This is a genomic window from Pseudomonas sp. (assembly GCF_049645325.1).
Lineage (GTDB): Bacteria > Pseudomonadota > Gammaproteobacteria > Pseudomonadales > Pseudomonadaceae > Aquipseudomonas.
In genome coordinates this window covers 16297-38475 of the sequence record NZ_JBARTQ010000276.1, presented here as the reverse complement: position 1 = coordinate 38475, position 22179 = coordinate 16297, and the positions used below count along the sequence as shown (strand labels likewise).

Genomic DNA, 22179 nt, shown 5'->3' with positions numbered 1-22179 from the left:
TGGGAGCGGGCTTGCTCGCGAAGGCGCCAGTAGCCACGCCGCAGGACTCCCATGAATTCCCAAAGCATCCTTGTCCCGAAAATCTCCACGCTACCCGTCCACGAACCCCGCGCCCGGGCGATCGTGCGCTGGCTGGTGCGCAAGAACATCATCAAGGAAGAACTGACCACGTGCGGGCGCACCGGCAACCGCATGGCCTACGCCCTGGCCGACGGCGCCCGCGCGGTGGTGCTGCACCCCGAAGCGCTGCCGTTCAACGAGCCGGTCAATGGCCTGGAGATCATCTATAAACGTTGCATCTACACGCCGGCCAAGGGTTTCCTCGAAGAAGCCGGCTGCCCGGAATGCCTCAAGGAAGTCGGCGAGGCGCTGTTCGAAAGCCTCGAAGACTGGATGCCCGGCCACACCGACAACTTCACCTGCCCGCTGTGTGGGCATGAAGATGACATCAACGGGTTCCTGTTCCTGCAGGAATGCGGGTTCTCCAACCTGGGCTTTATCTTCAACAACTGGGCCGAGGCGGGGTTCAAGCAGAGCTTTATCGACGAATTTGCCGATTGGCTGGACCAGAAGATGAGTTGGGTCAAAGTCGAGCTTTAACCCTTCTATCAGTATTACCAAGTTTGTCAGAGTTTTACATTGAGCCCGACAGGGTGCATGTATATAATGGCGCGCTTCCATTTTCCCGCTCGGGAGCCCCCGCGATGCTGCGTATCAGCCAAGAAGCTCTGACATTCGACGACATTCTCCTAGTGCCCGGTTATTCCGAGGTGCTTCCTAACGAAGTCAGTCTCAAGACCCGCCTAACCCGTGGCATCGAGCTGAATATTCCCCTGGTTTCTGCTGCCATGGACACCGTCACCGAAGCCCGTTTGGCAATCGCCATGGCTCAGGAAGGCGGCATCGGCATCATCCACAAGAACATGACTATCGAGCAGCAAGCTGCCGAAGTACGCAAGGTCAAGCGTTACGAAGCCGGTGTGGTGAAAGATCCAATCACCATCGAGGCCGACGCTACCGTGCGTGACCTGTTCGACCTGACCCGCCTGCACAACATCTCCGGCGTTCCGGTACTGCACGATGGCGACCTGGTCGGCATCGTCACGTCCCGTGACGTGCGTTTCGAGAACCGTCTTGAAGTCACCGTCCGCGAAGTGATGACGCCTAAAGAGCGCCTGGTCACGGTCATGGAAGGTGCCGACAAGGACGACGCTCGCGAGCTGTTGCACAAGCACCGCATCGAACGCGTGCTGATCGTCGACGACAAATTCGCCCTCAAAGGCATGATGACCGTCAACGACATCGAAAAAGCCAAGGCTTACCCGCTGGCCAGCAAGGACGACCAAGGTCGTCTGCGCGTCGGCGCTGCGGTCGGCACCGGCAAGGACACCGGCGAGCGCGTCTCGGCCCTGGTTGCTGCTGGCGTTGACGTGGTGGTGGTCGACACTGCCCACGGTCACTCCAAAGGCGTGATCGACCGCGTACGCTGGGTCAAAGAGAATTTCCCTGAAGTCCAGGTGATCGGCGGCAACATCGCCACCGGCGCGGCTGCCAAAGCGCTGGTTGAAGCCGGCGCTGACGCGGTCAAGGTCGGTATCGGCCCTGGCTCGATCTGCACCACGCGTATCGTCGCGGGTGTCGGTGTGCCGCAAATCAGCGCCATCGCCAACGTCGCCGCTGCCCTTGAAGGCACTGGCGTACCGTTGATCGCCGACGGCGGCATCCGTTTCTCCGGTGACCTGTCCAAGGCCATAGTTGCCGGTGCGTCCTGCGTGATGATGGGCTCGATGTTTGCCGGTACTGAAGAAGCGCCAGGCGAGATCGAACTGTTTCAGGGCCGTTCGTACAAGGCTTACCGCGGCATGGGTTCGCTGGGCGCCATGTCCCAGGCGCAGGGCTCTTCCGACCGTTACTTCCAGGACTCCTCGGCAGGCGCCGAGAAACTCGTTCCGGAAGGCATCGAAGGCCGTGTGCCGTACAAAGGCACCCTGAGCGCGATCATCCATCAACTGATGGGCGGCCTGCGTTCCTCGATGGGCTACACCGGCAGTGCCGACATCGAAGAAATGCGCACCAAGCCTGAGTTCGTGCGGATCACCGGTGCCGGTATGGCCGAATCCCACGTTCATGACGTGCAGATCACCAAAGAAGCGCCGAACTACCGCGTAGGTTGATGCTTCCAGCAAAACGTTAAGTAACCGGGGCTGTTTGATTCAGCCCCGAGTTGTTTCTGATTCTCTTTATTCGAATTGCATAGACGAGACTGACTCCATGGCCCTCGACATTCACGCCCACCGCATCCTGATCCTCGACTTCGGTTCCCAGTACACCCAGCTGATCGCCCGTCGCGTGCGTGAAATCGGTGTGTACTGCGAACTGCATCCGTTCGACATGGACGACGAAGCGATCCGCGAATTCGCACCTAAAGGCGTCATCCTCGCCGGTGGCCCCGAGTCCGTGCACGAAGCCAACAGCCCGCGTTGCCCGCAAGCCGTATTCGACCTGGGCGTGCCCGTCTTCGGTATCTGCTACGGCATGCAGACCATGGCCGAGCAACTGGGCGGCAAGGTTGAAGGTTCCGAGCTGCGTGAATTCGGTTACGCGCGTGTCGACGTGGTCGGCAAGAGCCGCCTGCTGGACGGTATCGAAGACCACATCGACGCCGACGGCCTGTTTGGCCTCGACGTGTGGATGAGCCACGGTGACAAAGTCACCAAGATGCCGGAAGACTTCCACATCCTGGCCAGCACCCCGAGCTGCCCGATCGCCGGCATGTTCAACGACGCGCGCGGCTACTACGGCGTCCAGTTCCACCCGGAAGTGACCCATACCAAGCAAGGCGGGCGCATCCTGTCGCGCTTCATCCTCGACATCTGCGGCTGTGAAGCGCTGTGGACCCCGTCGAAGATCGCTGAAGACGCCATCGCCAACGTGCGTGCCCAGGTCGGCACCGACAACGTGCTGCTCGGCCTGTCCGGCGGCGTTGACTCTTCCGTGGTTGCTGCGCTGCTGCACAAGGCGATCGGCGACCAGTTGACCTGCGTGTTCGTCGACAATGGCCTGCTGCGCCTGCACGAAGGCGAGCAAGTGATGGCCATGTTCGCCGAGAACATGGGCGTCAAGGTGATCCGCGCCAACGCCGAGGACCAGTTCCTCAACAACCTGGCCGGCGAGTCCGACCCGGAGAAGAAGCGCAAGATCATCGGCCGCACCTTCATCGACGTCTTCGATGCCCAGGCCAAACACCTGGACAACATCAAGTACCTTGCCCAAGGCACCATCTACCCTGACGTGATCGAGTCGGCTGGCGCCAAGAGCGGCAAGGCCCACGTGATCAAGTCCCACCACAACGTGGGTGGCCTGCCTGAGGAAATGAACCTCAAGCTGGTAGAGCCGCTGCGCGAACTGTTCAAGGACGAAGTCCGCCGTCTGGGCCTGGAGCTCGGCCTGCCGTACGACATGGTCTACCGCCACCCATTCCCGGGCCCGGGCCTGGGCGTGCGCATCCTGGGTGAAGTGAAAAAGGAATACGCCGACCTGTTGCGTCGCGCCGACCACATCTTCATCGAAGAACTGCGCAAGGCCGACTGGTACCACAAAGTCAGCCAGGCCTTCGTGGTGTTCCAGCCGGTGAAATCGGTTGGCGTTGTAGGCGATGGCCGTCGTTACGCGTGGGTTGTTGCGCTGCGTGCCGTAGAGACCATCGACTTCATGACCGCGCGTTGGGCACACCTGCCGTACGAACTGCTGGAGACCGTCAGCGGCCGTATCATCAATGAGATCGAAGGCATTTCGCGCGTGACGTATGACGTGTCGAGCAAGCCGCCGGCGACGATTGAGTGGGAGTGAAATCAGGTCCTTCGGGGACTATCGCAGGCTATCGAAAAACTGTCGTAACGTGTTGATCTTAAAGAAGATTCGTCACGACGGCTATCGGTGGCTATCGCCGGCCAGCAGAACAGGTTGGCGGTAGAACTGGCGGTAAGAACCGGAGGTCGGATTAAGACCTTCCCGTTTACTATCCAGACCAAACCGGTCTTTGACGGTAAATGTCTCCTCGGGAAAGCTTGTTTTATGCGGCTTTCCCGGCATCAGCAGGTCTCCTGACCCCTGACGGTAAAACGCCGTCACGAACAGGAGAAAAACCTCGATGCTTACCGACACCGCACTGCGCAACCTCAAGCCTAAGTCCAAGACTTATAAGGCTTCTGACCGAGATGGCATGTACGTGACGGTATCGACTACCGGTACCGTCACCTTCCGCTACGATTACCGTCTCAACGGGCGTCGAGAGACGCTGACCATCGGCCGCTACGGGCCGGCCGGCATTTCACTGGCACTCGCCCGCGAAAAACTGATCGATGCCAAGAAGGCCGTTGCCCAGGGCAAGTCCCCCGCGCTGGAGAAGCAGCGCGACAAGCGCCGACTGACCGCCGCCAAGACCTTCGGCGAAATGACCGGAAAGTGGCTGGTGGGTGCCCGTATGGCCGACAGCACGAAGGCGATGCGCAAGAGCATCATCGACCGGGACATCCTGCCGGCGTTCGAGAACCGCCAGCTCAACGAAATCACCGCCGATGATCTGCGCGCCTTGTGCAACAAGGTGAAGGCGCGCGGTGCGCCTGCCACAGCGGTACATGTCCGCGACATCGTGAAGCAGGTCTATGCCTTCGCCATCCTGCACGGCGAGAAGCTGGACAACCCGGCCGCGGACGTGGGCGCGGCATCGATTGCCACCTTTGTGCCGAAGGATCGCGCTTTGTCGCCGCTGGAGATCCGTTTGATGGCGCGGCAGATGGAATCGGTGGCCACCTATCCGACCATCCGGCTGGCACTGCGCATGATCTTGCTGACGCTGGTCCGCAAGAGCGAGCTGATCCAGGCGACCTGGGATGAGGTCGATTTCGAGAGCGCAACCTGGACCATTCCGAAGCAGCGGATGAAGGGACGCAATCCGCACGTCGTCTACCTGTCGCGCCAGGCGCTCGATATCTTCGTGGCGTTGCACACCTGCGCGGCCGGTTCCAAGTTCGTGCTGCCGTCGCGCTACGACGCCGACCGCTGCATGTCGAACGCGACCTTGAACCGGGTCACGCAGATCGTGGCGGAGCGGGCCAAGGCCGCCGGCCTGCCGCTGGAGCCGTTCACGGTCCATGACCTACGCCGTACCGGCTCGACGCTGTTGAACGAAATCGGCTTCAACCGCGACTGGATCGAGAAGTGCCTCGCACACGAAGACGGACGTTCCTCGCGCTCGATTTACAACAAGGCCGAGTACGCAGAGCAGCGGCGCCACATGCTGCAGGAGTGGGCCAACATGGTCGATGCATGGATCGACGGGCAGACCCACGTCCCGAAGCTGATGCCAGAGAACATCGTCGTGCCGACGTTGAGCGCGACAGTCTGAAACGGCGCCAGGTTGTCACTTGACAACCTGGTCAATCATCCCCATACTGGAGGTCACTGATGGCCCGTTCCTCTCATCCGAAGAAAGAGGTCGAGGAAGCTCTCAGGCACGCCGAAGGGCAGGGCTGGCGCGTCGAAGTCGGCGGTAGTCACGCCTGGGGGCGGATTTATTGTCCGTACAACGACGAGGAATGCCGCTGCGGCGAGTTCTGCATCACGTCGGTATGGAGCACGCCAAAGAACCCCGGCAACCATGCTCGCGCCTTGCGGCGTGTCGTGGATAACTGCACGACGCATCGCAAGCGGCGTGAGGCTGATGACGATGCCAAGGAGTAGTGCGATGGAATACACCTTCACCTTGAAGTACCAGCTTGCCGACGACGACCGCGACCCGGATGCGCTGGTCGAGCGACTGGGCGAAGCTGGCTGCGACGATGCCCTGGTTGGCATCGGGCAGCCGGGGCGGCTGGCGCTGGAGTTCACCCGCGAGGCGGCCGACGCGGAGGACGCCGTGCGCAGTGCGCTAGTGGATGTGCGCAGTGCCGTGCCTTCGGCCAGATTGATTGAAGTCGCACCTGACCTGGTCGGGCTGACTGACGTCGCCGATATCGTGGGTGTGTCGCGGCAGAACATGCGTAAGCTGATGCTGGCTAATCCAGGTAGCTTTCCGGCACCGGTGCATGAGGGCAGTGCATCGATCTGGCACTTGGCGGACGTGCTGGCCTGGTTGCAGGCCAAGGGCACTTATTCGCTGGCCTTGGATATGCTGGATGTGGCGCGGGCGGCCTTGCAGGTCAATGTGGCGAAGGAAGGCCGACGGTTGACGCGCTCGGTGTCCAAGGAACTCGAAGCGTTGGTGGGATGAGGCAACTCCGCGGTTTTATTCCTGGCTGGAGCTCGCTCGCACGGGGCGGGTTTTTCGTAGATGGACATCGGGTTTCGAGACAGCACTGCGCGGGGCTTGCTTGCGGGCCTCGATCCACGCTTCCACCTCGGCCAAGTCCCACACGACGCAGCGCGGCGTCAAATTGAAGCGGCGCGGAAATTCGCCACGACGCTCCATCTCGTAGATCGTCGTTTCGGCCAAGGGGACGATCTGCCGCAGATCCTGGCGGCGGATCGTGCGACGAAAGGGCAACGCGCTACGCTTTGGAAACTGTGGCAGTTCCTCGTAGGCGTCCGAGCCGGGCAGGGGAGCGGATACAGACTGAGGTAACGCCTCGGCACCGTCGCCCCTACTCATTTTTTGCAACGGACTATTCTCCATGTCGAACTCCGTGAGTGTTCGGCGCCGCAAGGTTTGCCGCCGCACGAAGTAATGGTGGCTTTCATTGGCTATCGTGGAAACTCGTTGCAGCGTAGAGGAGCGTATTGAAGAACGTGTAATCACGAAAAAAGGACAAGGACATGGCGACAGTGACGGTTTCTCCCATTCATTTCGAGGACTACAGTGGTCTCCAGTTCGAGCGCCTCGTCTTTGCGTACCACGTGCGCGTCGGCTGGCGTAACTTGATCTGGCACGGCCAATCGGGGGGCGACCAAGGGCGGGACATCTCGGGTATCGAGCCATTCGATGACCAGCCGTCACGCAAGACCATCATCCAATGCGCCAACAGAGGCACCCTGACACTGGCGAAAGCTAAGGGCGACATGAGCAAGGCGGTCAAGGCCACAGGCGGGACGCCGGATGCCTTCAGGTTCGTCTCCCGTGGCGCGGTTTCGGACACCGGCCGAACTCGGATCGAGCAGGCTGCTGCTGCCCTCGGGATCGCGCATGTGACGATATGGTCGGGGGTGGAGTTTGAGGAAAACCTGCGACTTCGCGCCGAGTACCTGTTGCATCGTTTCGTCCAAGGCGTCGAGTTTCCCGACGCCGAAACAGCGATCCACAAGTTTGTGGATGACTTCCCCGAACTCTCGGATGGCGATGCGCTGCAATTGATGGCGGCCGTGTTTGATCGTCCGGCTTTTCGCACGCCGTTCCATCAGGAAAGCTCCCTGCCAGCCTTTCAACAGGCGATCGAGGACACCATAGGCGCACTCAATACCGGCGTGTGGCGAACGCGCGAGGGCGACGAGATCAGACGCATCCCGTCGATTCATCATCTTCGAGATCAACGTATTCGCACGGTGCTAGACAAGGTTGTTCGTCAGGTCGACGAGTTGCGCCGTATCTTTGTGACCCGTCTCAAGGAGGGGGAGATCAAGCATTGCGGATGCGGCCAGCCGGATTGTCCGACCTACATGCTCACGCATCGGGTTGCCGACGAACTGGACAAAGCCAGGCAGAAGATCCTGACGACGTTTCGGTCGGTGCATGCGTCCTTTCGCGTGAACCTTCGGTAGGGGATAGAAGTGGCCGATCTAGAGGCTTCGTTCCTCGTTTTTTCTGCTTCCGGTGACCACTCTCCAAAAGCATGAGCCGCATACATACCATTAATGCCCGTGGCAACCTGATGCTCGCAGCCATTCGGGACCACTACTCTTGGACGGATGAACGGACCTTCAAAGAGGTACAGCGGTTCCATCAAGACTTCCTGCAAATATTGAGCGACAAGCGAATCAGGTACGACGGGTTACGGACCGCTCTAACCCCACAGACCAACAAGCACGAAGCGGCGTTTTTGTTTGATGAGCACCGTTGCGATCCGGACCGCATCGCGGGAGTGGATGCAGCTGATGCGTTGTTAAAACTCTTTCCAGCAAATACCACACACAGCATTCTCGGCGGCGAACTGAGTGACGACGGAGACGAAATTGCCCGCAGGCTTTTGGCCAATAAAGCGGTAGTCGTAAAGGACCTGAACTTTAAGCACCCGTGCTTTTGCTACGTGCTGTACGTCAATAACCTCTCCGAGGAAGGCTTGGCTGCAATCCATAAGGGATTGAAGGCTCACTCGGGTTACTTGGGGTATGTGCCTTGCACGTATGCCAGCCTGACGAAAACCTTTGTGACGATGGGTTTGGTGAACTTGGCCATCAAGCACAAGAACGTCGTGATCCTCGGTCACGAGGACGATAGGCCGAACACCGAAAACCACAACCTGCACCTTCACGACTACACGGCATTGGGACTTTCGATTCGCAGTGTGCAGTCGATGTACTTCGGAGTTTTTCTTTCTTACAAGCCCGAGCAAATGCTTTTACAAGAGACGGACGACGATCTTGAGATTGCCATCCGCGCCATGTCCAAGGAAGCAGCACCGTTGAGCGACTTCAGCGTGTTGATCGAGGACAAGAAGCATGAATACCTAACCACCGCAAAGGATGGCAAGCTCACGCTGGCGGGCCTAGGCCATATGACGAGGAGCGAACTGGAAGAAGCTATTCGCTTCAAGATGAGATCAAACTACCTCTATAGCTTGGATTGGCGGGATGTTCCTGAGACTGCTGAATCCGCCGGTTACAGGGGGAGCTACTTCAACATCATGTTGGAGTTTCCACGCGAAGATGGAGAGCCTGAACGGGTAACTGTTGCGCTTGAGTTCATGCCGACAGATAAAGTCTTGCGAGTTGTCACGATGACCTAGCCCTGGCTGGCACTGCGCCTCAAGTTTGGCCTACTCGATCCGCGCTAGGTTTGCGAGCCGGTTGAGCGGTGATCGCGGCTCTCATTTCGGCAACGGAGTAGGGTGGATCTCTTCTATGCACGACGTGATGGCACGTAGCACAGAGGGGGATCAAGTCTCGTATGGGGTCCACCTGATAAGCCTCGCCTATGACTGATAACGGAGTGACGTGATGGACATGGATGAGATCGGCACCAATCGAGCCGTATTTATCTTCATAGTTTAGACCGCACGCCTGGCAGGTTGGCCCGTAGTGCGCAATGCAAAGTCCGCGTGCTGTTGCGTTCCTCTCATGAAGGGTAAGCTCAACCGTCCTCAAAGCGCCTTCGGAGAGCATCGGTTGGCGAGCAGCGTCGTTGGTAGTCACTGCTACATCTACAAGAGATGGTGGAAGCACTCCAAGCACAAATTCGCCTGCAACTCCGGTGACATTGGCTTCCCACACGCCCCATTCGCCGATGGAGAGGCTCGACTGTGGCGGATTCTTGTGAAGGCGTGATGCCATCTGTCCGGTTTCCAGGTCACGCCACATCTCCTGCATATCCGTGTTTCGCTCGTGAAAATACCAAGCGGGCCACTCTCCTAATTGTCCCATCCACGATTGACCCTTGGCATAACTTCTGCGCACAAGTGCAAGAACCTCTTCAGCCGGCGGAACAGCAATGGAAATTCTGAATGGCGGCGAGGATTGGTCGGGCGGAGGGGTGAAGTAGGCGTAGTTTTTGGTCTTCTTTACGAGCGTCCAGCCTCTTCGAGGGAGAATGACGCTCAGCGTCAACACGGCACCAAACCGATACGTCGTTGCGCCATACTTCTTAGGTGCCTTGCCACTCGGTACTATTTCAATAGTTTGGATCGGCCAGCCTAGGGGGGTGTGACTCTTCGCGGCAGGTTCACCAAGATCAAACTCTTTTGAATCATCCGACTTCATCTATTTTCCTCCCAAGCTGACGAGCGTCCCAGCGTTTCGCTCACGGGCTTCGCACCACGCCTTCACCGAGCCGCAGGACACAGCACTTAGTGGGCTGGGTGAATCCAGCAACCGGAGCTCTCGCTGTCGAAGAACTCCACCTCAACATGTGCTCCCAGTTCGTCTCGGATCGTCTGGAAGACCCGGTTGCAGTACGCCTGATCCCCTCGAAATACTGACACCGCCACACGATTGATGCCCGTGTCTTTCATGCGTTGCAGTAGGTGAATGTCTTGCTCGGCGAAGCCCCAGCCATAAACCACCAGCGTGTCCCGCTGCGATTTCAGCACCTCTCTGTAGACGGTGGAGAGGTAGTAGCTGTTTTGGATGGAAGTAACTTTCTGCGGCCACGTTCCCTCGCTCACGAACAAAGGCACGACCTCTCCGTTTTGCCAGCGCTGCAGGACCGCCTCCAGCAGCCCATCCTGAAGGTTGTGGATCTTGCGCTCCTGCTCGATCAGGTTTCGGCACAACACAAGACTGCCATGCGCATAGAACACCAGCGAGGTTGAACGATCTCCCCGGATCGGCTGCCTGAATCGCTGCCAGTCATCGTCGAAGGTGCCACCTCCCACAAAGCAGTCCTTGAACGCATGCTGGTCGTCGATGTCCAATCCGTAGGTCATAGCCCAGTACAGCACCAGGTCGTAGTTGAGCGAGATGACGGTTCTGAACCGCTTCAGGAATTGATAAATGCTCGGCAGGTGGGCGCTTACCGCACCATGCTCCGGATGAATGTCGCGGACTGTTTGAATGAGGCAGTCCCGAAGACCGGCGTAGGCGGCATGGGTCCGCTCGTCCGGTATTTGTAGCGAACGATTGACGTTTGATGCCTGCCAGACGATACGAAGAACCAGCTCGAAGTCGTTAGTCTGAAAGAACTCGAATAACCGCTGAGCATCCGCGGGGAGCAGGTCGTGCTCGGCGGCATGTTGCAGCAGCGAGCTGTAGGAGAAGGTCGGACTGACGGAAATGCTGGCACCGTTGCCAAGCAGAATTGTGCATCCGTAATTTTCCGCAATCGCTTCCCAGCGGCTGATCTCAAACGGCATGTTGTTGGTCCTTGCGCATTTAAGTCACGAGGTTCAAAGCTGTGGAATTCGCGCGAGATGGTTCTTGATCAGGAACCAGCACATATTGAGCGCGAAGGAACGGCCAAGCCGCGTCATCTGATCTTCAGGGATTCCCACCGGGCGATGTGCGCCTGGACTGAGAAAACCGAAAACACCGGCCAAGCCTTTCTCCTCCTCTGTGGTGATCTCGCCGCTGCTCCGCAGGAACGCAAGCACCTCGCCCCACTTCGATGGGTTGTAAGCAACCGGGGGCTGCCGCTTCGAGGCAACATGCGCGGCTATGTCGCCAGCCAAAGTTTCCAGAGCCACGCGAGCGTTCACAAGCGATGCGTTGTAGTCGGGCGGGGCTGCCCGGAACGCGCCAGCGGAATCGTTGATCTTGGCGATGATTTCCTGCGCACGAGGTGCCCCTGAGTTCTGCAGCGCCGCGATCAGGTCGTCCTCTAAGGGAGCCGCATCGGAAATCGACGGATCGGTCTGAATCAGCTTTTTGTCCTGGATGATGTAGCCGTCCAGCAGGAGGCATTGCGCCAGATCATGCTGGCGCTCGTCGAATCGATACTTCGGATTGACCCTGGCCCGTAGATCGCCCGCAGTCGCGACGACCTCAGCCAATGCGAGCATGAGCGTACGGTCATCCAGGTCGCGTAGCGTATTCAATAAGCCGTACAACAGTTGCCCGTGCGACAGCGACAGGTGCTGGGCGCCGTACTTGCCCAGAAGTACGATTGAAATCATCGGCTCCTGCAACTCTAGGAATTGCGCGAACGAATAGCGGGTTCTTTGTCCGATCATGCTGCCTCTCGAAAAATGCAGAAGGGCGTATCAAGCTTGTTCTTGCCTAGGTCCTGACAGCTCAGGCTCGGTCGGACGCTCTAGATTTCAATCAACCCCGAACTCATCCGAATCTGATGCCAAACAGCCCGCCATCCTCCGTTGCGTCTGTCAACCGCGTGGGAAGCACATAGTTGTTCAGATCGAAGCCTTCGATAGTCTCTTTGAAAGCATCGTCTTCATTCATCGTCACGATGTACTGAAAACCAAGCTCCTGCGCGATCTCAGAGCCCAGACGCAATGCACTGATGACTTGGCGCCCGTCGACACCGTCGAATAGATGGCTGTCATGGATCAAGAAGCCGGGACCTATCTGCCGCTTGTGGCACAAGCGCATGAGCATCATGTCGAAGCAGAAAATCTGCATGTTCTTGATGCCCTTGCTGCGCTGACCTTGCATCGGAAACTTGAACATCGGGCCGTTGGATGTTTCATCGACGGTCATGCTGCCGGCCGACTCGTAGAGTCGTTGCGACGTTTCCTCGAAGGCAACGATGGCTTCGGCCAGTCGATCCTTCTGCTCGGCAAAATCGCGGCGCAGCCGAATCGTGAGCCGGTTGCGCTCGATCTCCAACTCGTTTTTCGTGCCTTCGAGCTGCTCGGCCGCTTCGAAACGCTGCCGCAGGGATTCCACTTCAGATTCCAGGCGACCTAATTCCCCCTGCAACTTGAGGAACTGATCCAGTGCGCCATGACTCCTGAGGATGCCCATGATTTCCGCACGTCGCTGGTCGAGTTGGGCTTTCTGAGTGTCGCGCAGCTCGATGCGTAGCTGTGCCGCTTCGAGTTCGCTGGACAGATAGTCCTTGCGATTGCGCACGACCGATTGATGGAAGCTCTTCACGTCGTCGTAACGACGCCTTACGAGGCCTGGAAGTGCAACACCTGCTTCCTGATAGATCGCTTGCAGGTCTTCCAGGTCCGGTGGAATTTCGGAGGCCAGCGCACCTTCGAGGTCACGGATGGCCGCGAAGTCTATGGTGTTGGCATTGGCCAGTTCATTAAGCTGGCGTGTCAGCTTGGCGCTTTCAACTTCCAGTTCCCGGTACTCAGGCAATACCTGGAAGGTTTCGATTTCCGAATAGAGTTTCTTGAGACGAGCTTCCTGCAGGGTCAACTGCGTGCGCAAATCAGCCGCCTTGCCGATGATCGAACCGAACGCCCCCGTACCCGCCGCCTTCTTCAGCTCTTCCAGGGTCTTCTCACGATCACGGACTGCTTGCCAGTCACGCGCGATCTGCCAGTCCAATCCAAGGAGAAACATGAGCGCCATTTGCATGTCGCCGGTTCCCTGCATGGTGGCCTGCTTCTCTGGCGTGGTGAATGCGCCGCTCATCTGGCGACGCACAAAGTAGGCGAACAGTGACCGGAACGAAGGGGGCTTGCTGCCTGCGGCTTCGAGGCTGCTCAAGCCGAACATCTCCTCACCGAGGAACGTGACCCAATCGGCTGCCGATAGCTTGCGCTTGGCGGCCGGCGGCTCCGTCACAAAGATCTTGGCTTTGGCACTGCCGCTGCGCTCGACGACGGTACGGGTATCCTTCAAATCGAAGTCCATGCCGAAGGTGTATTCGGCCAACTCCGGCGTGCGGAAGATGGAGTCAGGGCCGGCTTCCGAGCCGGTCAGAAAATGCACTGTTTCAATGAAACTCGTTTTGCCTGCGCGGTTGCGCGTTTGCTTGGTGCTGGCACCCGCGGTTTTTTGGGCAAGCAGCACGTTCAGACCCGGCTTCAAATCGCCGAGATTCTTGAAGGTGGGCAGGGTGCTGAAAAGATGATGGATCAAACTTCCCTCCGTGCCACCAGGCCGTTTTCAAGTTCGATGGTTCCAAGGGAATACAGCAGGTCCAGCGCAAGCACGAACCAGTCATAGGTGATTCGCCGAGGGCGGATGGCAACCAACCCTTGGTCTTGTCGGTTTAGTTCCTCCCACAACGCGGAAACTGTTTTGGGGTGCGCGAGGAAAGTCAGAACATGACCGCCCACGGTGAGCAGTGCGCGATCTTGCGGGAGATGCTTGGACGGCAGGATCATGTTGACCTCACCGCCTGGGCATCTTCGAATATTTCGCACTTGTCGAACAGATAGGCCATGACCGCTAGTACAGCCGCCTTGTGGGTGGGTGTCGTGTTCACGATTCCCCCTGCCCAGGTTTCAAGCCGGCCGAAAATTTCGTCAGGATGAAGCGGAGGCACCGTATCCCTCAGAGCCACGTACTGACTCTTGAATGCGGACGCAATTTGCTCGCCGTACACGGGGTTTTTCCAGTTATCGAAGAACTGCATGACCAACGGCGACTTCTGCATACCGATCTTCAAAAAATCAGCGACCACCGCAGATAGAAGATTGGCCTCGATTTTCCCCCGCGAGACATCTTTGACTTCACTCGTCGCGGGCGCGGGAGCAACGTTGATGTGCGTGAGTACGGCCATCAAATCGCTATAGCCAAGATTGACGTTTGCTTCCATGGTCAGCGAGGGGCCGAACCAGGATTCGAGATCCTGCAGGCTGAGCTGGCGAAACTTCGCCAGCATTTCATCCCAACCACAGTGGCCGATCTTGATCTTCGGGTTCTCTTGCGCGAGCTTGGCCAGCGCTTCAATGATATGAGGACCTAAGCGCCCATCGGGGGCGTTATGGACAAAGGTCCACTCATCAAAATATTTTTCCCAATGCTCTTTTGCACCTTCGAAATCCTCGTTGATCTTTTTGATAGCTTCGGCAGCACTCAACTCATTGGGGGCGTAGCTTTGAAACAGGGTCCGAGCCGAAGGCAGATATCCGTCATTCTTGCGGTCGCCGACATTGCCCCATGGTCGGCAGGCCATGAAATCGTTCGGGTGGGCCTTCGCCATCAGTTTTTCGAACAGGCGCTGAAATCCATCCCCCTTGGCTTCAAGGAAGATGATGCGGAAATCTTTTTCGTAGCCGAGCTGTTGTATGCGATCCATGCGGTTCAGGGCCATGACTGGTTAAGTGTTTTCAGACACAACCTCATGGCGTCTTCCGATCCGAATGGGGAAGGACGCGATTGACGTCAAATGGCAGCGCTTTGTCCGCTGCGATGCGGGTTAGCAGCATACGGATGGCATCCGAAACGGACAGTCCCATCTCGGCCAGAACGCTGGTCGCTTCTTCCTTGATATGCCCGTCTATCCGGGCACGAACGACGTCAGTGCTAGCCATTTCATGTGCTCAAAGGTGGTTGTAGCTACATTGTGGCTCATCTGGGCTTTTAAGTCACTTACTTTTGTCACGAACTGCGTGGCATCCCGGCGTGCCGCCGTCGGGCCCGCGGGCGTTGCCCCGCGCCTCGTACCGAGTCGCGGCCATGCGGCTTTGATCCCTGATGCCTCCGGCCGTCTCTTCGCTCCTGGCCTGCGCGCGATGCTTGCCCTCCAGGGGATCGGCTGGATCGCCCATCCCCGCCGCGCCTTGCTTGGCGCCCCTCGAATGCAGCCGACCAGGTTGCACCTGATCGGCCAACAGCCAACCAGCTAGGCGTGCCGCTGGCACGCAGGGGCGCTCGCCGCGCGGCGTTGGTTTCAGCGCATCTCCTGGCCCATCGGCCGCTATTCGTCTTTCCCCAAGTTCATCGCTTTTTCCCGCGACCGTAGCCCGCGGTACCTGGCCGTCAAGGCGCGCAGGGCCGAGTCCTCGCTGCGCTGCGGGCCGCACCAACCCTGCGCTTCTTCCTTGACAGCCAGTCCCTCGCTGGCCCGGTTTTTCGCGGGCGATGAACTCAGGAAAGACGGCGGCAAACAGGGACCGGCCCAGGTCTCTGCGCCGAACCAACCAAAGCCACAACGGGCTCCGAATCTTGGAATCCGGTCAGCTTTGAAACCACAGCAGCAACTCTTGGAGAAAGATCATGCAACTCGCATCCCGTTTCGCTTCCCGTTCCCCGTCGCTGCGCAGCGATTCCCCGCTGTCCGACGACCAAATCCGCCGCGTGGCCCCGTCCATCTTCGCGGACGCCCCGCACGAAAGCCGCTCCGAACGATACGCCTACATCCCCACCGCCGCCGTGTTGGCGGAACTGCGCAAGGAAGGGTTTGAACCTTTCATGGCAGCGCAAACCCGCGTGCGGCACGACGACCGCCGCGAATACACCAAACACATGCTGCGCCTGCGCCATGCCAGCCAGATCAACGGCGCGGAAGCCAACGAAATCGTGCTGTTGAACTCCCATGACGGCACGAGCAGCTATCAGATGTTGGCCGGGATGTTCCGGTTTGTTTGCAGCAATGGCCTTGTCTGCGGCGACACGGTGGCGGACGTGCGCGTGCCGCATAAAGGCGACGTGGCCGGACAGGTCATCGAAGGCGCTTACGAAGTGTTGAGCGGCTTCGACCGGGTGAAGGAATCCCGCGATGCCATGCACGCCATCACCTTGAACGATGGCGAATCCGAAGTGTTCGCGCGTGCCGCGCTGGCCCTCAAGTACGACGACCCCGACAAGCCCGCGCCCATCACGGAATCGCAAATCCTGATGCCGCGCCGCTTCGACGACCGCCGCCCGGACTTGTGGAGCGTGTTCAACCGCACGCAAGAAAACCTGACCCAAGGCGGCTTGCGCGGGCGCAGCGCCAACGGACGCCGCCAGCAGACCCGTCCGGTGCAGGGCATTGACCAAAACATCCGACTGAATCGAGCGCTTTGGCTGCTGGCCGATGGCATGCGCCAGTTGAAGGCCTGAATCCCCACGCGGCAGGGGCAGGCAGCAGCCCTTGCCGCTTCTTTCGTTGCTGCATCCCTAACCGCAAGGAGTTATCACCATGAACGCCGTTACCAAAGCCGAAGTCCGCGCCATCGAATCCGCTGCCGCGCTGGAAGTGGCCGACCCCACCAAAAACCTGATCTTGGTTCCGCTCTCGCAGTTGCTGTCGCGCCGCTCCAAGCGCAACGCGCGCACGACCCCGCGCCTGTCCATCCCTGAACTGGCCGCGAGCATTTCCCGCATCGGCCTGCTGCAAAACCTCGTCGTCATCCTCGCCGCCGATGGCGAGCAATACGAGGTGGTGGCGGGTGATCGCCGTCTTACCGCCTTGAAGCTGCTGGCGAAGAAGAAGCGCATCGCCGCTGACTACGAAGTGCCGTGCCTGTTGGTGCCCGATGCATCGGCGCGCACCGTGAGCCTTGCCGAAAACCTGTTGCGCGAGCAGATGCACCCCGCCGACCAGTTCGAGGCATTCGCCGCGCTGGTCAAGGAAGGCCGTCCGATTGAGGACATTGCCGCAGACTTCGGCGTGTCTCCGCTGGTGGTGCAACGCCGCTTGAAGCTGGCGAACGTCTCGCCGCGCCTGATGGCCGACTATCGGGCTGGTGGCGTGACGCTGGAACAGTTGATGGCCCTGACCATCACCGACGACCACGCCGCGCAGCAAACCGCGTTCTACTCCGCGCCGGAGTGGCAGCGCAGCGCATCCGCACTGCGCGAGCGTCTGACGGAACGCGAAATCGATGCATCGCACCCGCTGGTGCATTTCATCGGAATGGATGCCTACACGGCGGCGGGTGGCGGCGTCCGCCGCGACCTGTTCGCCGACGACGATAGCGGCACCTATCTGACCGACGCGGCGCTGCTGGAAACGCTGGTGCGCGGCAAGTTGGACGAACTGGCCGAAGGCATCCGCGCTGAAGGCTGGGCGTGGGTGGAAGCCGTGCCGCACTTGAGCCATGCCGAACGGCAGGCGTTCCAGAATGCCCCGCGCCAGCGCAGAGAGCCGACTGCCCGCGAATCCCGTCGCATCGCCTCGCTGCAAAACCGCCTGGACAAGATCGACGCCGAACTGGAAGACGCCTACGACGTCGAGGACGGCGGCAAGGCGGAAGCGCTGGAATCGCGCCGCGAACAGGTGGCCGGAGAACTGCAAGCCGTGGAGAATGCCTTGCAGGGTTACGCCCCGGACGTGCGCGCTGTCGCCGGTGCCATCGTTACCATCGACCGCAGCGGCGAGGCCGTGATTCATCGCGGCCTGTTGCGTGAGGCCGAGGCGAAGGCACTGCGCACGCTGGAACGGTTGCGGCAAGGCTTCGCCGGAACCGAAGGCGCGGACGACAACGAAGGCGAGGACGCCGAGCCGGTGACGGTCGCCGCCAACCTGTCCGACCGACTGACGCAACGGTTGAGCGCGCACCGCACTGCCGCGCTTCAAATCGAAGTGGCCCGGCATCCGCAGGTGGCGCTGGCAGCGCTGGTGCATGGCATGGTGCAGACCGTCTTGCTGGAAAACCAGTACGGCCACGACCTGCCGCTTGGCGTGCGCCTGACCGTGCAAGACCGGCTAGAAGGCATGGCCCCAGATTGGCCGGAATCGCCTGCCGCCGTGGCGCTGCGCGAGTTGCAGCAGATCGCGGGCAATGCATTGCCACAGGACAGCGCCGAACTGTTCGCCGTGCTGCTGGCGACGCCGCAAGACGAGCTGGTGCGGCTGCTGGCCGTGTGCGTTGCATCCACCGTGGACGTGGTGACGCCCCGCGCCACAGAGCGCCAGCCCGGCGCGGAACTGGCGCAGGCCGTGGGGCTGGACATGGCGGCATGGTGGAAGCCGACCGCCGAGGGTTATTTCCGCCACGTCTCCAAGGTCGTGATTTTGGAAGCCGTGGGCGAGTTCGCCCCGGCCCACGTCACTCGACTGGCGAAGTTGAAGAAAGGCGATATTGCCAGCGAGGCCGAACGGTTGGCCGATGGCACCGGCTGGATGCCCGCCATCTTCGGTCCCGAAGGTCCGCAGCAGATCGCGCAGGATGGAGCGGCCGAAGCCGAAGCGCCGAAGGATGCCGCCACCGTGGCGGATGAGCAACCGCAGGCCGAGGCACTGGCCGCGTGACCCTGCACCGCCGATAAGCGTCCCGGTTCCGACCGGGGCGCTTCATTCCGAGGATTTCCCATGCGCCGCAACACCACGAGCCGCCCCCGTATGGCGGCGGTCTATGCCCCGGCACGCTACGCGCTCGCCGCTGGCATGGCGATAGCGACGTGCGCGGCTACCGTCCGCCTAGTGGCTGGATGGCCCGCGCCGACCTGACCGACCTACATCCCATCACAGGCCGCGCCTTGCCGCACCGTGTGGTGGATTATCGAAACGAAGGAATAACGATCAGCACCGCCCCAAGCCGTTCCGGCTTGGGGCCGGTGGTTAAAAAGCCGGGCGCGGCGGAGGCCCGCCGCACCAGGTTTCAACGTCCAAAGCAATCGCCACGTCGCCGCCTTCGACCAGGCGGCGACGTGGCGAGCGCACAAGTGCCTTGCGCGCGGTACGGCGATCGATGCCCGCCGATGCGGGCAAGGTTTCGATGACGCCCCGCCACAATGAGCGGGGCATGTGGGGCTACGCCCCGGCTTGCTGCGGCAGGTTGTGCAAAAGCGTGCTGTCCTCGACGCTGGCAGTACATCGCGTGTACGTCACGAAGGACGGTTCACCGACACGCGCTCGGCCTTGCTCATGAAACTTCCACGCCACGCCTCAAGCTGGGTGCCGCAAGCTGCGGCAGGGGCGCTCCCGCCTTGTCACCGGGGTGTTGGCCTTGCCGCATCAGGGCACAAGCCGATGAAACCATCACGCGGGGATGTCGAGTCGGCCATGTCTCCTTTCGGGAGCGGTCGGCCTGTACGTCCTTGGTCTGTTGTGAATCCTGGCGAGGGCATGGCTGCGCCTTGGGCTTCATGGCCGCAACCTTCTAGCACAAACAATTTCCCCGCCGCTGCGCGGCTTCCTCGCGGGACAAATTCTTTGCGCTTCCAGGTTCTCCACGATGTTGCGACCGCTGCGCGGTGCGGCCCGCCCATCCCCCGCCGACCGGATCACAACAAGGACGCACTGGCGCGATCTTGTTCAACCCGAAAGGAAAATCACCATGGCTAACATCGGCACCTTCACCGCAGACAAAGACGGCTACACCGGCACGCTCCGCACCCTGACGCTCAACGTCAAGGTCAAGCTGGTTCCCAACGACAAGGGCAACAACGAGAACGCCCCCGACTTCCGCCTGCAGGCGGCAAGCCACGACATCGGCGCGGCGTGGAAGAAGACCAGCGAAGCCGGGCGGGATTACCTGTCCGTGACCGTGGACGATCCTTCGTTCTCGGCAACGGTCTATGCCCGCCTGATCGAAGGCGAGGGCGGCACGCACGACCTGATCTGGTCGCGCAGCAAGCCCCAAGCGGCCTGACGGCCACCACCAGCGCCCCGCCCATTGCGGCGGGGCGCAGTACTGCTAGTGGCAGCACCGCGCGCCTACGGCGCGTCGCGCTTCTTCAAGATTGCCTCCAGCTCTTGGCGCACCTGCGCCAGAAGCTGATCGGCCTTGTACGGGCTGTCGCCGGCGTAGGCCAGCGTCAGCAGCGTGAGGGGATGCACTTCCATGACCTCGCACAGCTCGGTCAATTTGTGCAGGGTCGGGCTTTTCAGGTCGCGTTCCAGTGAGCTCATATAGGTGCGGCTCGACACGTCAGAAAACGCTTCCTGGCTCAAGCCACGCGCTTTTCTGACCGTCCGTATTGCCGTTGCCAATGAGTTTTTAGCCGCCACCAATGGTTTTCCCTATAAAACCAAGATGACAACCCATTGCGCCCTATAGGGCTACAATCTATAGTGTTCAATTGGTGTTTTGTTTTCCCTATTTGTGCCTTTAAGGAAATCCGCATCTGAGGATTTCGCCAGAACGGGGAGCCGCATTTGTGCTTTTCCTGACATCCACAATTCCACGTCTACGTTTCTGTGAACGTACGGATTCGAGAGCTTGTGCCTTCGTGCTTGCGCACGAAGGCACATACCCGGCTTGGCGGTTCCGTGCTTTTCCGGAAAAGCGTGTTCGTGCATTCGCAGATGCGTGGGATTCCCGCCCATGACCCAGCCGCTCACCACCCCCGATGAACGCGCAGGACTGCTCGCCAACGGCGCGGCGCGCGCCGCCGGCCAGAGCATCGACCCGCTGCCGGTGGTTCGACTGTTCACACCCGATGCGCATGCGACTTGGCTGCTGGCCGCGCTCGACCCAGCCGATGGCGATACCGCCTGGGGACTGATCGACCTCGGCATCGGTATGCCCGCACTGGGGACGGTCAAGCTCTCCGACCTGACGGGCATCGTCGGGCCGCAGCAGCGGCCCATCCTGCGTGACCTGTATTTTCGCGCCTCGCGGCCGTTATCGGAATACGCATGGTTGGCGCAGCGCGATGGTTCGATCCCCGACTGACGAACCACCGGCTCCCTGCGGCGGGCCATCCAGAGACAGGCCGTTGCAGCGCACTGTGTCTTTCTCAGTCTGACTCAAGACGGCTGCGGTCCGAATAGGCACTCTTGCACCAAGAGTGTGCGGCCTAACCTAGAAAGACATGATGTGTGTCGCGGGCTGCGGCACGGTGTCAATGCCGCGCCCCATTTCCGGGATGCGCGGCCGTCGCACTCGGACGACCCGAGCAAGGTTTCGGAGCTAATCGGTCTTGACACTCTCTCTACAGCTTAAGTTACGCCATTCCTGATGGCGCTTTGATGTCGTGATGCCGTAGCTATTCGCGCCGAGGTCGTGGCGACGTTCCTGTCGAACAGGAGGTCGCGTCATGGCTGATCGAAGCACCGATTTCTGGTATCCAACCGCCGCGTATCTCTACGTGCTGCACCTGGACGGGCTCGCGCTGGCTTGGGAGTATCTGCGGCGCCATCCCGACTACCGGCGCGACTGGCTGCGCCGTTGCCATCGGCCGGAAGCGGCGCACCCCTGGGGGTTGCGCCTGCTGGAAGACCCGGCGCTGGATGCGCGCGACGCGCATCCAGCCTGGTTCCCCGACCATGACGCCGTGCTCCAGCTCTACCCGGACGCCGACCCGCCATCTGATGCCGATGCATTCGAGTTCTGGCGCATCCCGGGCCACAAGCATCTGATCCATGACGGCAAGCGCTTGGTGCTGGTGGCACGGTGGCCCGGCTGCTGCGTGCGGCTCGCACTGGCAGCGGGCCTGGCCGATGGCATGGCCTATCTGTATGCCGTCCGCGCGTGCGCTGCGCCCTGCGGGCGCTACCGCACGATGGCGGCCGAACTGGACACCTTGGCCGCAGTAGCGGAAACCGCGCCTGCGGCAGCGACCCGCTCCCGGCCCACGCCTGCCGCGCTGCTGGAGTTGCACACGCTCCAGGCACTCGACGCGACCTTAGCGGGCGCGTCTTTGCGCGAAACAGCCGCTGGGCTGTTCGGTGCCGAAGCCGTGGCCGGCGGTTGGTACGCCGACGGCGGCCTGCGCTCGCGCGTGCGCCGCCTCGTGCAGCGCGGTCAATCGCTGATGCGCGGCGGCTACCGCCGTCTGGCACAGGTCGAATGACCTGGG

At 60.4% G+C, this 22179-nt stretch carries 24 protein-coding genes and 1 pseudogene; 14 read left to right on the top strand and 11 right to left on the bottom strand.

What is annotated here, in order from left to right:
• The first annotated feature begins 51 nt into the window (after positions 1 to 51).
• From WBB95_RS12310 to guaA, 3 genes are all read left to right on the top strand, one after another.
• Entirely contained in the window at positions 52 to 600 is a 549-nt protein-coding gene (locus WBB95_RS12310) for a hypothetical protein (RefSeq protein ID WP_058422675.1), read from the top strand.
• Positions 601 to 704: 104 nt separating this feature from the next.
• A complete protein-coding gene (gene guaB, locus WBB95_RS12305) occupies positions 705 to 2174 on the top strand; it encodes an IMP dehydrogenase (RefSeq protein WP_424487848.1) in 1470 nt (489 codons plus the stop codon).
• Positions 2175 to 2271: 97 nt separating this feature from the next.
• The gene (gene guaA / locus WBB95_RS12300) at positions 2272 to 3849 is read left to right on the top strand and encodes a glutamine-hydrolyzing GMP synthase (protein WP_424487847.1); all 1578 of its coding nucleotides are present in this window, start codon (positions 2272 to 2274) and stop codon (positions 3847 to 3849) included.
• A gap of 81 nt (positions 3850 to 3930) precedes the next feature.
• Here guaA and WBB95_RS12295 read toward each other — a convergent pair whose 3' ends face one another.
• Positions 3931 to 4164 carry a hypothetical protein gene (locus tag WBB95_RS12295; RefSeq protein WP_424487846.1) on the bottom strand — a complete coding sequence of 78 codons (234 nt, stop codon included), beginning with the start codon at positions 4162 to 4164 and terminating at the stop codon, positions 3931 to 3933.
• On the opposite strand from WBB95_RS12295, the gene WBB95_RS12290 reads away from it, so the two are divergent.
• The 3 genes from WBB95_RS12290 to WBB95_RS12280 are packed head-to-tail and all read left to right on the top strand — an operon-like array spanning position 4151 to position 6271.
• Positions 4151 to 5407, top strand: a complete 1257-nt coding sequence (locus WBB95_RS12290; protein WP_424487845.1) for a tyrosine-type recombinase/integrase — start codon at positions 4151 to 4153, stop codon at positions 5405 to 5407. The two genes, WBB95_RS12295 and WBB95_RS12290, sit on opposite strands and share 14 nt — an antisense overlap.
• 59 nt (positions 5408 to 5466) lie before the next feature.
• Entirely contained in the window at positions 5467 to 5742 is a 276-nt protein-coding gene (locus WBB95_RS12285) for a hypothetical protein (RefSeq protein ID WP_424487844.1), read from the top strand.
• 4 nt (positions 5743 to 5746) lie between these two features.
• Positions 5747 to 6271, top strand: a complete 525-nt coding sequence (locus WBB95_RS12280; protein WP_424487843.1) for a helix-turn-helix transcriptional regulator — start codon at positions 5747 to 5749, stop codon at positions 6269 to 6271.
• A gap of 15 nt (positions 6272 to 6286) precedes the next feature.
• Here WBB95_RS12280 and WBB95_RS12275 read toward each other — a convergent pair whose 3' ends face one another.
• Positions 6287 to 6673 carry a helix-turn-helix transcriptional regulator gene (locus tag WBB95_RS12275; RefSeq protein WP_424487842.1) on the bottom strand — a complete coding sequence of 129 codons (387 nt, stop codon included), beginning with the start codon at positions 6671 to 6673 and terminating at the stop codon, positions 6287 to 6289.
• Positions 6674 to 6813: 140 nt separating this feature from the next.
• Between WBB95_RS12275 and WBB95_RS12270 the strand changes: the two genes are divergently transcribed.
• Entirely contained in the window at positions 6814 to 7752 is a 939-nt protein-coding gene (locus WBB95_RS12270) for a hypothetical protein (protein WP_424487841.1), read from the top strand.
• A 110-nt stretch (positions 7753 to 7862) separates the two neighbouring features.
• Positions 7863 to 8936: a hypothetical protein gene (locus WBB95_RS12265; RefSeq protein WP_424487840.1), complete on the top strand. Its 1074-nt coding sequence runs from the start codon at positions 7863 to 7865 to the stop codon at positions 8934 to 8936.
• Between the two features lie 19 nt (positions 8937 to 8955).
• Here WBB95_RS12265 and WBB95_RS12260 read toward each other — a convergent pair whose 3' ends face one another.
• From WBB95_RS12260 to WBB95_RS12230, 7 genes are all read right to left on the bottom strand, one after another.
• Complete coding sequence (locus WBB95_RS12260; protein WP_424487839.1) at positions 8956 to 9906, bottom strand: HNH endonuclease; 951 nt, start codon at positions 9904 to 9906, stop codon at positions 8956 to 8958.
• Positions 9907 to 9992: 86 nt separating this feature from the next.
• Positions 9993 to 10997, bottom strand: coding sequence for a DUF4917 family protein (locus WBB95_RS12255; RefSeq protein WP_424487838.1), 1005 nt, complete (start codon positions 10995 to 10997; stop codon positions 9993 to 9995).
• Positions 10998 to 11030: 33 nt separating this feature from the next.
• Positions 11031 to 11813 carry a hypothetical protein gene (locus WBB95_RS12250; RefSeq protein WP_424487837.1) on the bottom strand — a complete coding sequence of 261 codons (783 nt, stop codon included), beginning with the start codon at positions 11811 to 11813 and terminating at the stop codon, positions 11031 to 11033.
• A gap of 103 nt (positions 11814 to 11916) precedes the next feature.
• Complete coding sequence (locus WBB95_RS12245) at positions 11917 to 13638, bottom strand: ABC-three component system protein (protein ID WP_424487836.1); 1722 nt, start codon at positions 13636 to 13638, stop codon at positions 11917 to 11919.
• Positions 13635 to 13886: an ABC-three component system middle component 6 gene (locus WBB95_RS12240; RefSeq protein WP_424487835.1), complete on the bottom strand. Its 252-nt coding sequence runs from the start codon at positions 13884 to 13886 to the stop codon at positions 13635 to 13637. The genes WBB95_RS12245 and WBB95_RS12240 overlap by 4 nt, the downstream gene beginning before the upstream one ends.
• On the bottom strand, positions 13883 to 14803 hold the full coding sequence (locus WBB95_RS12235) for an ABC-three component system protein (RefSeq protein WP_424487849.1): 921 nt from the start codon (positions 14801 to 14803) through the stop codon (positions 13883 to 13885). Before WBB95_RS12235 ends, WBB95_RS12240 begins: the two co-directional genes overlap by 4 nt.
• Before the next feature lie 43 nt (positions 14804 to 14846).
• Positions 14847 to 15038, bottom strand: a complete 192-nt coding sequence (locus WBB95_RS12230) for a type II toxin-antitoxin system RelB/DinJ family antitoxin (protein ID WP_114972975.1) — start codon at positions 15036 to 15038, stop codon at positions 14847 to 14849.
• A 685-nt stretch (positions 15039 to 15723) separates the two neighbouring features.
• Between WBB95_RS12230 and WBB95_RS12225 the strand changes: the two genes are divergently transcribed.
• The 3 genes and pseudogenes from WBB95_RS12225 to WBB95_RS12215 all read left to right on the top strand — a co-directional run bounded on the left by WBB95_RS12225 (position 15724) and on the right by WBB95_RS12215 (position 18952).
• Positions 15724 to 16551, top strand: coding sequence for a DUF932 domain-containing protein (locus WBB95_RS12225; protein WP_424487834.1), 828 nt, complete (start codon positions 15724 to 15726; stop codon positions 16549 to 16551).
• 79 nt (positions 16552 to 16630) lie between these two features.
• Positions 16631 to 18685, top strand: a complete 2055-nt coding sequence (locus tag WBB95_RS12220; RefSeq protein ID WP_424487833.1) for a ParB/RepB/Spo0J family partition protein — start codon at positions 16631 to 16633, stop codon at positions 18683 to 18685.
• A 60-nt stretch (positions 18686 to 18745) separates the two neighbouring features.
• Positions 18746 to 18952 (top strand): annotated as a pseudogene (locus tag WBB95_RS12215) (hypothetical protein).
• 42 nt (positions 18953 to 18994) lie between these two features.
• Here the strand turns inward: WBB95_RS12215 and WBB95_RS12210 are convergent.
• On the bottom strand, positions 18995 to 19180 hold the full coding sequence (locus tag WBB95_RS12210) for a hypothetical protein (RefSeq protein ID WP_424487832.1): 186 nt from the start codon (positions 19178 to 19180) through the stop codon (positions 18995 to 18997).
• A 532-nt stretch (positions 19181 to 19712) separates the two neighbouring features.
• Between WBB95_RS12210 and WBB95_RS12205 the strand changes: the two genes are divergently transcribed.
• Positions 19713 to 20027 carry a DUF736 domain-containing protein gene (locus tag WBB95_RS12205; protein WP_144160874.1) on the top strand — a complete coding sequence of 105 codons (315 nt, stop codon included), beginning with the start codon at positions 19713 to 19715 and terminating at the stop codon, positions 20025 to 20027.
• Positions 20028 to 20092: 65 nt separating this feature from the next.
• Here WBB95_RS12205 and WBB95_RS12200 read toward each other — a convergent pair whose 3' ends face one another.
• A complete protein-coding gene (locus WBB95_RS12200; RefSeq protein WP_424487831.1) occupies positions 20093 to 20386 on the bottom strand; it encodes a helix-turn-helix domain-containing protein in 294 nt (97 codons plus the stop codon).
• A 316-nt stretch (positions 20387 to 20702) separates the two neighbouring features.
• On the opposite strand from WBB95_RS12200, the gene WBB95_RS12195 reads away from it, so the two are divergent.
• Together WBB95_RS12195 and WBB95_RS12190 are read left to right on the top strand one after the other, a co-directional pair.
• A complete protein-coding gene (locus tag WBB95_RS12195) occupies positions 20703 to 21053 on the top strand; it encodes a DUF2958 domain-containing protein (protein ID WP_424487830.1) in 351 nt (116 codons plus the stop codon).
• A 364-nt stretch (positions 21054 to 21417) separates the two neighbouring features.
• A complete protein-coding gene (locus tag WBB95_RS12190; RefSeq protein ID WP_424487829.1) occupies positions 21418 to 22173 on the top strand; it encodes a DUF2285 domain-containing protein in 756 nt (251 codons plus the stop codon).
• Positions 22174 to 22179: the final 6 nt, after the last annotated feature.

What these genes read in the sequence shown, in the direction of transcription:
- WBB95_RS12310 (WP_058422675.1), top strand. Translation starts at nt 52, where the DNA reads ATGAATTCCCAAAGCATCCTTGTCCCGAAAATCTCCACGCTACCCGTC.
- guaB (WP_424487848.1), top strand. Translation starts at nt 705, where the DNA reads ATGCTGCGTATCAGCCAAGAAGCTCTGACATTCGACGACATTCTCCTA.
- guaA (WP_424487847.1), top strand. Translation starts at nt 2,272, where the DNA reads ATGGCCCTCGACATTCACGCCCACCGCATCCTGATCCTCGACTTCGGT.
- WBB95_RS12290 (WP_424487845.1), top strand. Translation starts at nt 4,151, where the DNA reads ATGCTTACCGACACCGCACTGCGCAACCTCAAGCCTAAGTCCAAGACT.
- WBB95_RS12285 (WP_424487844.1), top strand. Translation starts at nt 5,467, where the DNA reads ATGGCCCGTTCCTCTCATCCGAAGAAAGAGGTCGAGGAAGCTCTCAGG.
- WBB95_RS12280 (WP_424487843.1), top strand. Translation starts at nt 5,747, where the DNA reads ATGGAATACACCTTCACCTTGAAGTACCAGCTTGCCGACGACGACCGC.
- WBB95_RS12275 (WP_424487842.1), bottom strand. Translation starts at nt 6,673, where the DNA reads ATGGAGAATAGTCCGTTGCAAAAAATGAGTAGGGGCGACGGTGCCGAG.
- WBB95_RS12270 (WP_424487841.1), top strand. Translation starts at nt 6,814, where the DNA reads ATGGCGACAGTGACGGTTTCTCCCATTCATTTCGAGGACTACAGTGGT.
- WBB95_RS12265 (WP_424487840.1), top strand. Translation starts at nt 7,863, where the DNA reads ATGCTCGCAGCCATTCGGGACCACTACTCTTGGACGGATGAACGGACC.
- WBB95_RS12260 (WP_424487839.1), bottom strand. Translation starts at nt 9,906, where the DNA reads ATGAAGTCGGATGATTCAAAAGAGTTTGATCTTGGTGAACCTGCCGCG.
- WBB95_RS12255 (WP_424487838.1), bottom strand. Translation starts at nt 10,997, where the DNA reads ATGCCGTTTGAGATCAGCCGCTGGGAAGCGATTGCGGAAAATTACGGA.
- WBB95_RS12250 (WP_424487837.1), bottom strand. Translation starts at nt 11,813, where the DNA reads ATGATCGGACAAAGAACCCGCTATTCGTTCGCGCAATTCCTAGAGTTG.
- WBB95_RS12240 (WP_424487835.1), bottom strand. Translation starts at nt 13,886, where the DNA reads ATGATCCTGCCGTCCAAGCATCTCCCGCAAGATCGCGCACTGCTCACC.
- WBB95_RS12235 (WP_424487849.1), bottom strand. Translation starts at nt 14,803, where the DNA reads ATGGATCGCATACAACAGCTCGGCTACGAAAAAGATTTCCGCATCATC.
- WBB95_RS12230 (WP_114972975.1), bottom strand. Translation starts at nt 15,038, where the DNA reads ATGGCTAGCACTGACGTCGTTCGTGCCCGGATAGACGGGCATATCAAG.
- WBB95_RS12225 (WP_424487834.1), top strand. Translation starts at nt 15,724, where the DNA reads ATGCAACTCGCATCCCGTTTCGCTTCCCGTTCCCCGTCGCTGCGCAGC.
- WBB95_RS12220 (WP_424487833.1), top strand. Translation starts at nt 16,631, where the DNA reads ATGAACGCCGTTACCAAAGCCGAAGTCCGCGCCATCGAATCCGCTGCC.
- WBB95_RS12210 (WP_424487832.1), bottom strand. Translation starts at nt 19,180, where the DNA reads ATGCCCCGCTCATTGTGGCGGGGCGTCATCGAAACCTTGCCCGCATCG.
- WBB95_RS12205 (WP_144160874.1), top strand. Translation starts at nt 19,713, where the DNA reads ATGGCTAACATCGGCACCTTCACCGCAGACAAAGACGGCTACACCGGC.
- WBB95_RS12195 (WP_424487830.1), top strand. Translation starts at nt 20,703, where the DNA reads ATGACCCAGCCGCTCACCACCCCCGATGAACGCGCAGGACTGCTCGCC.
- WBB95_RS12190 (WP_424487829.1), top strand. Translation starts at nt 21,418, where the DNA reads ATGGCTGATCGAAGCACCGATTTCTGGTATCCAACCGCCGCGTATCTC.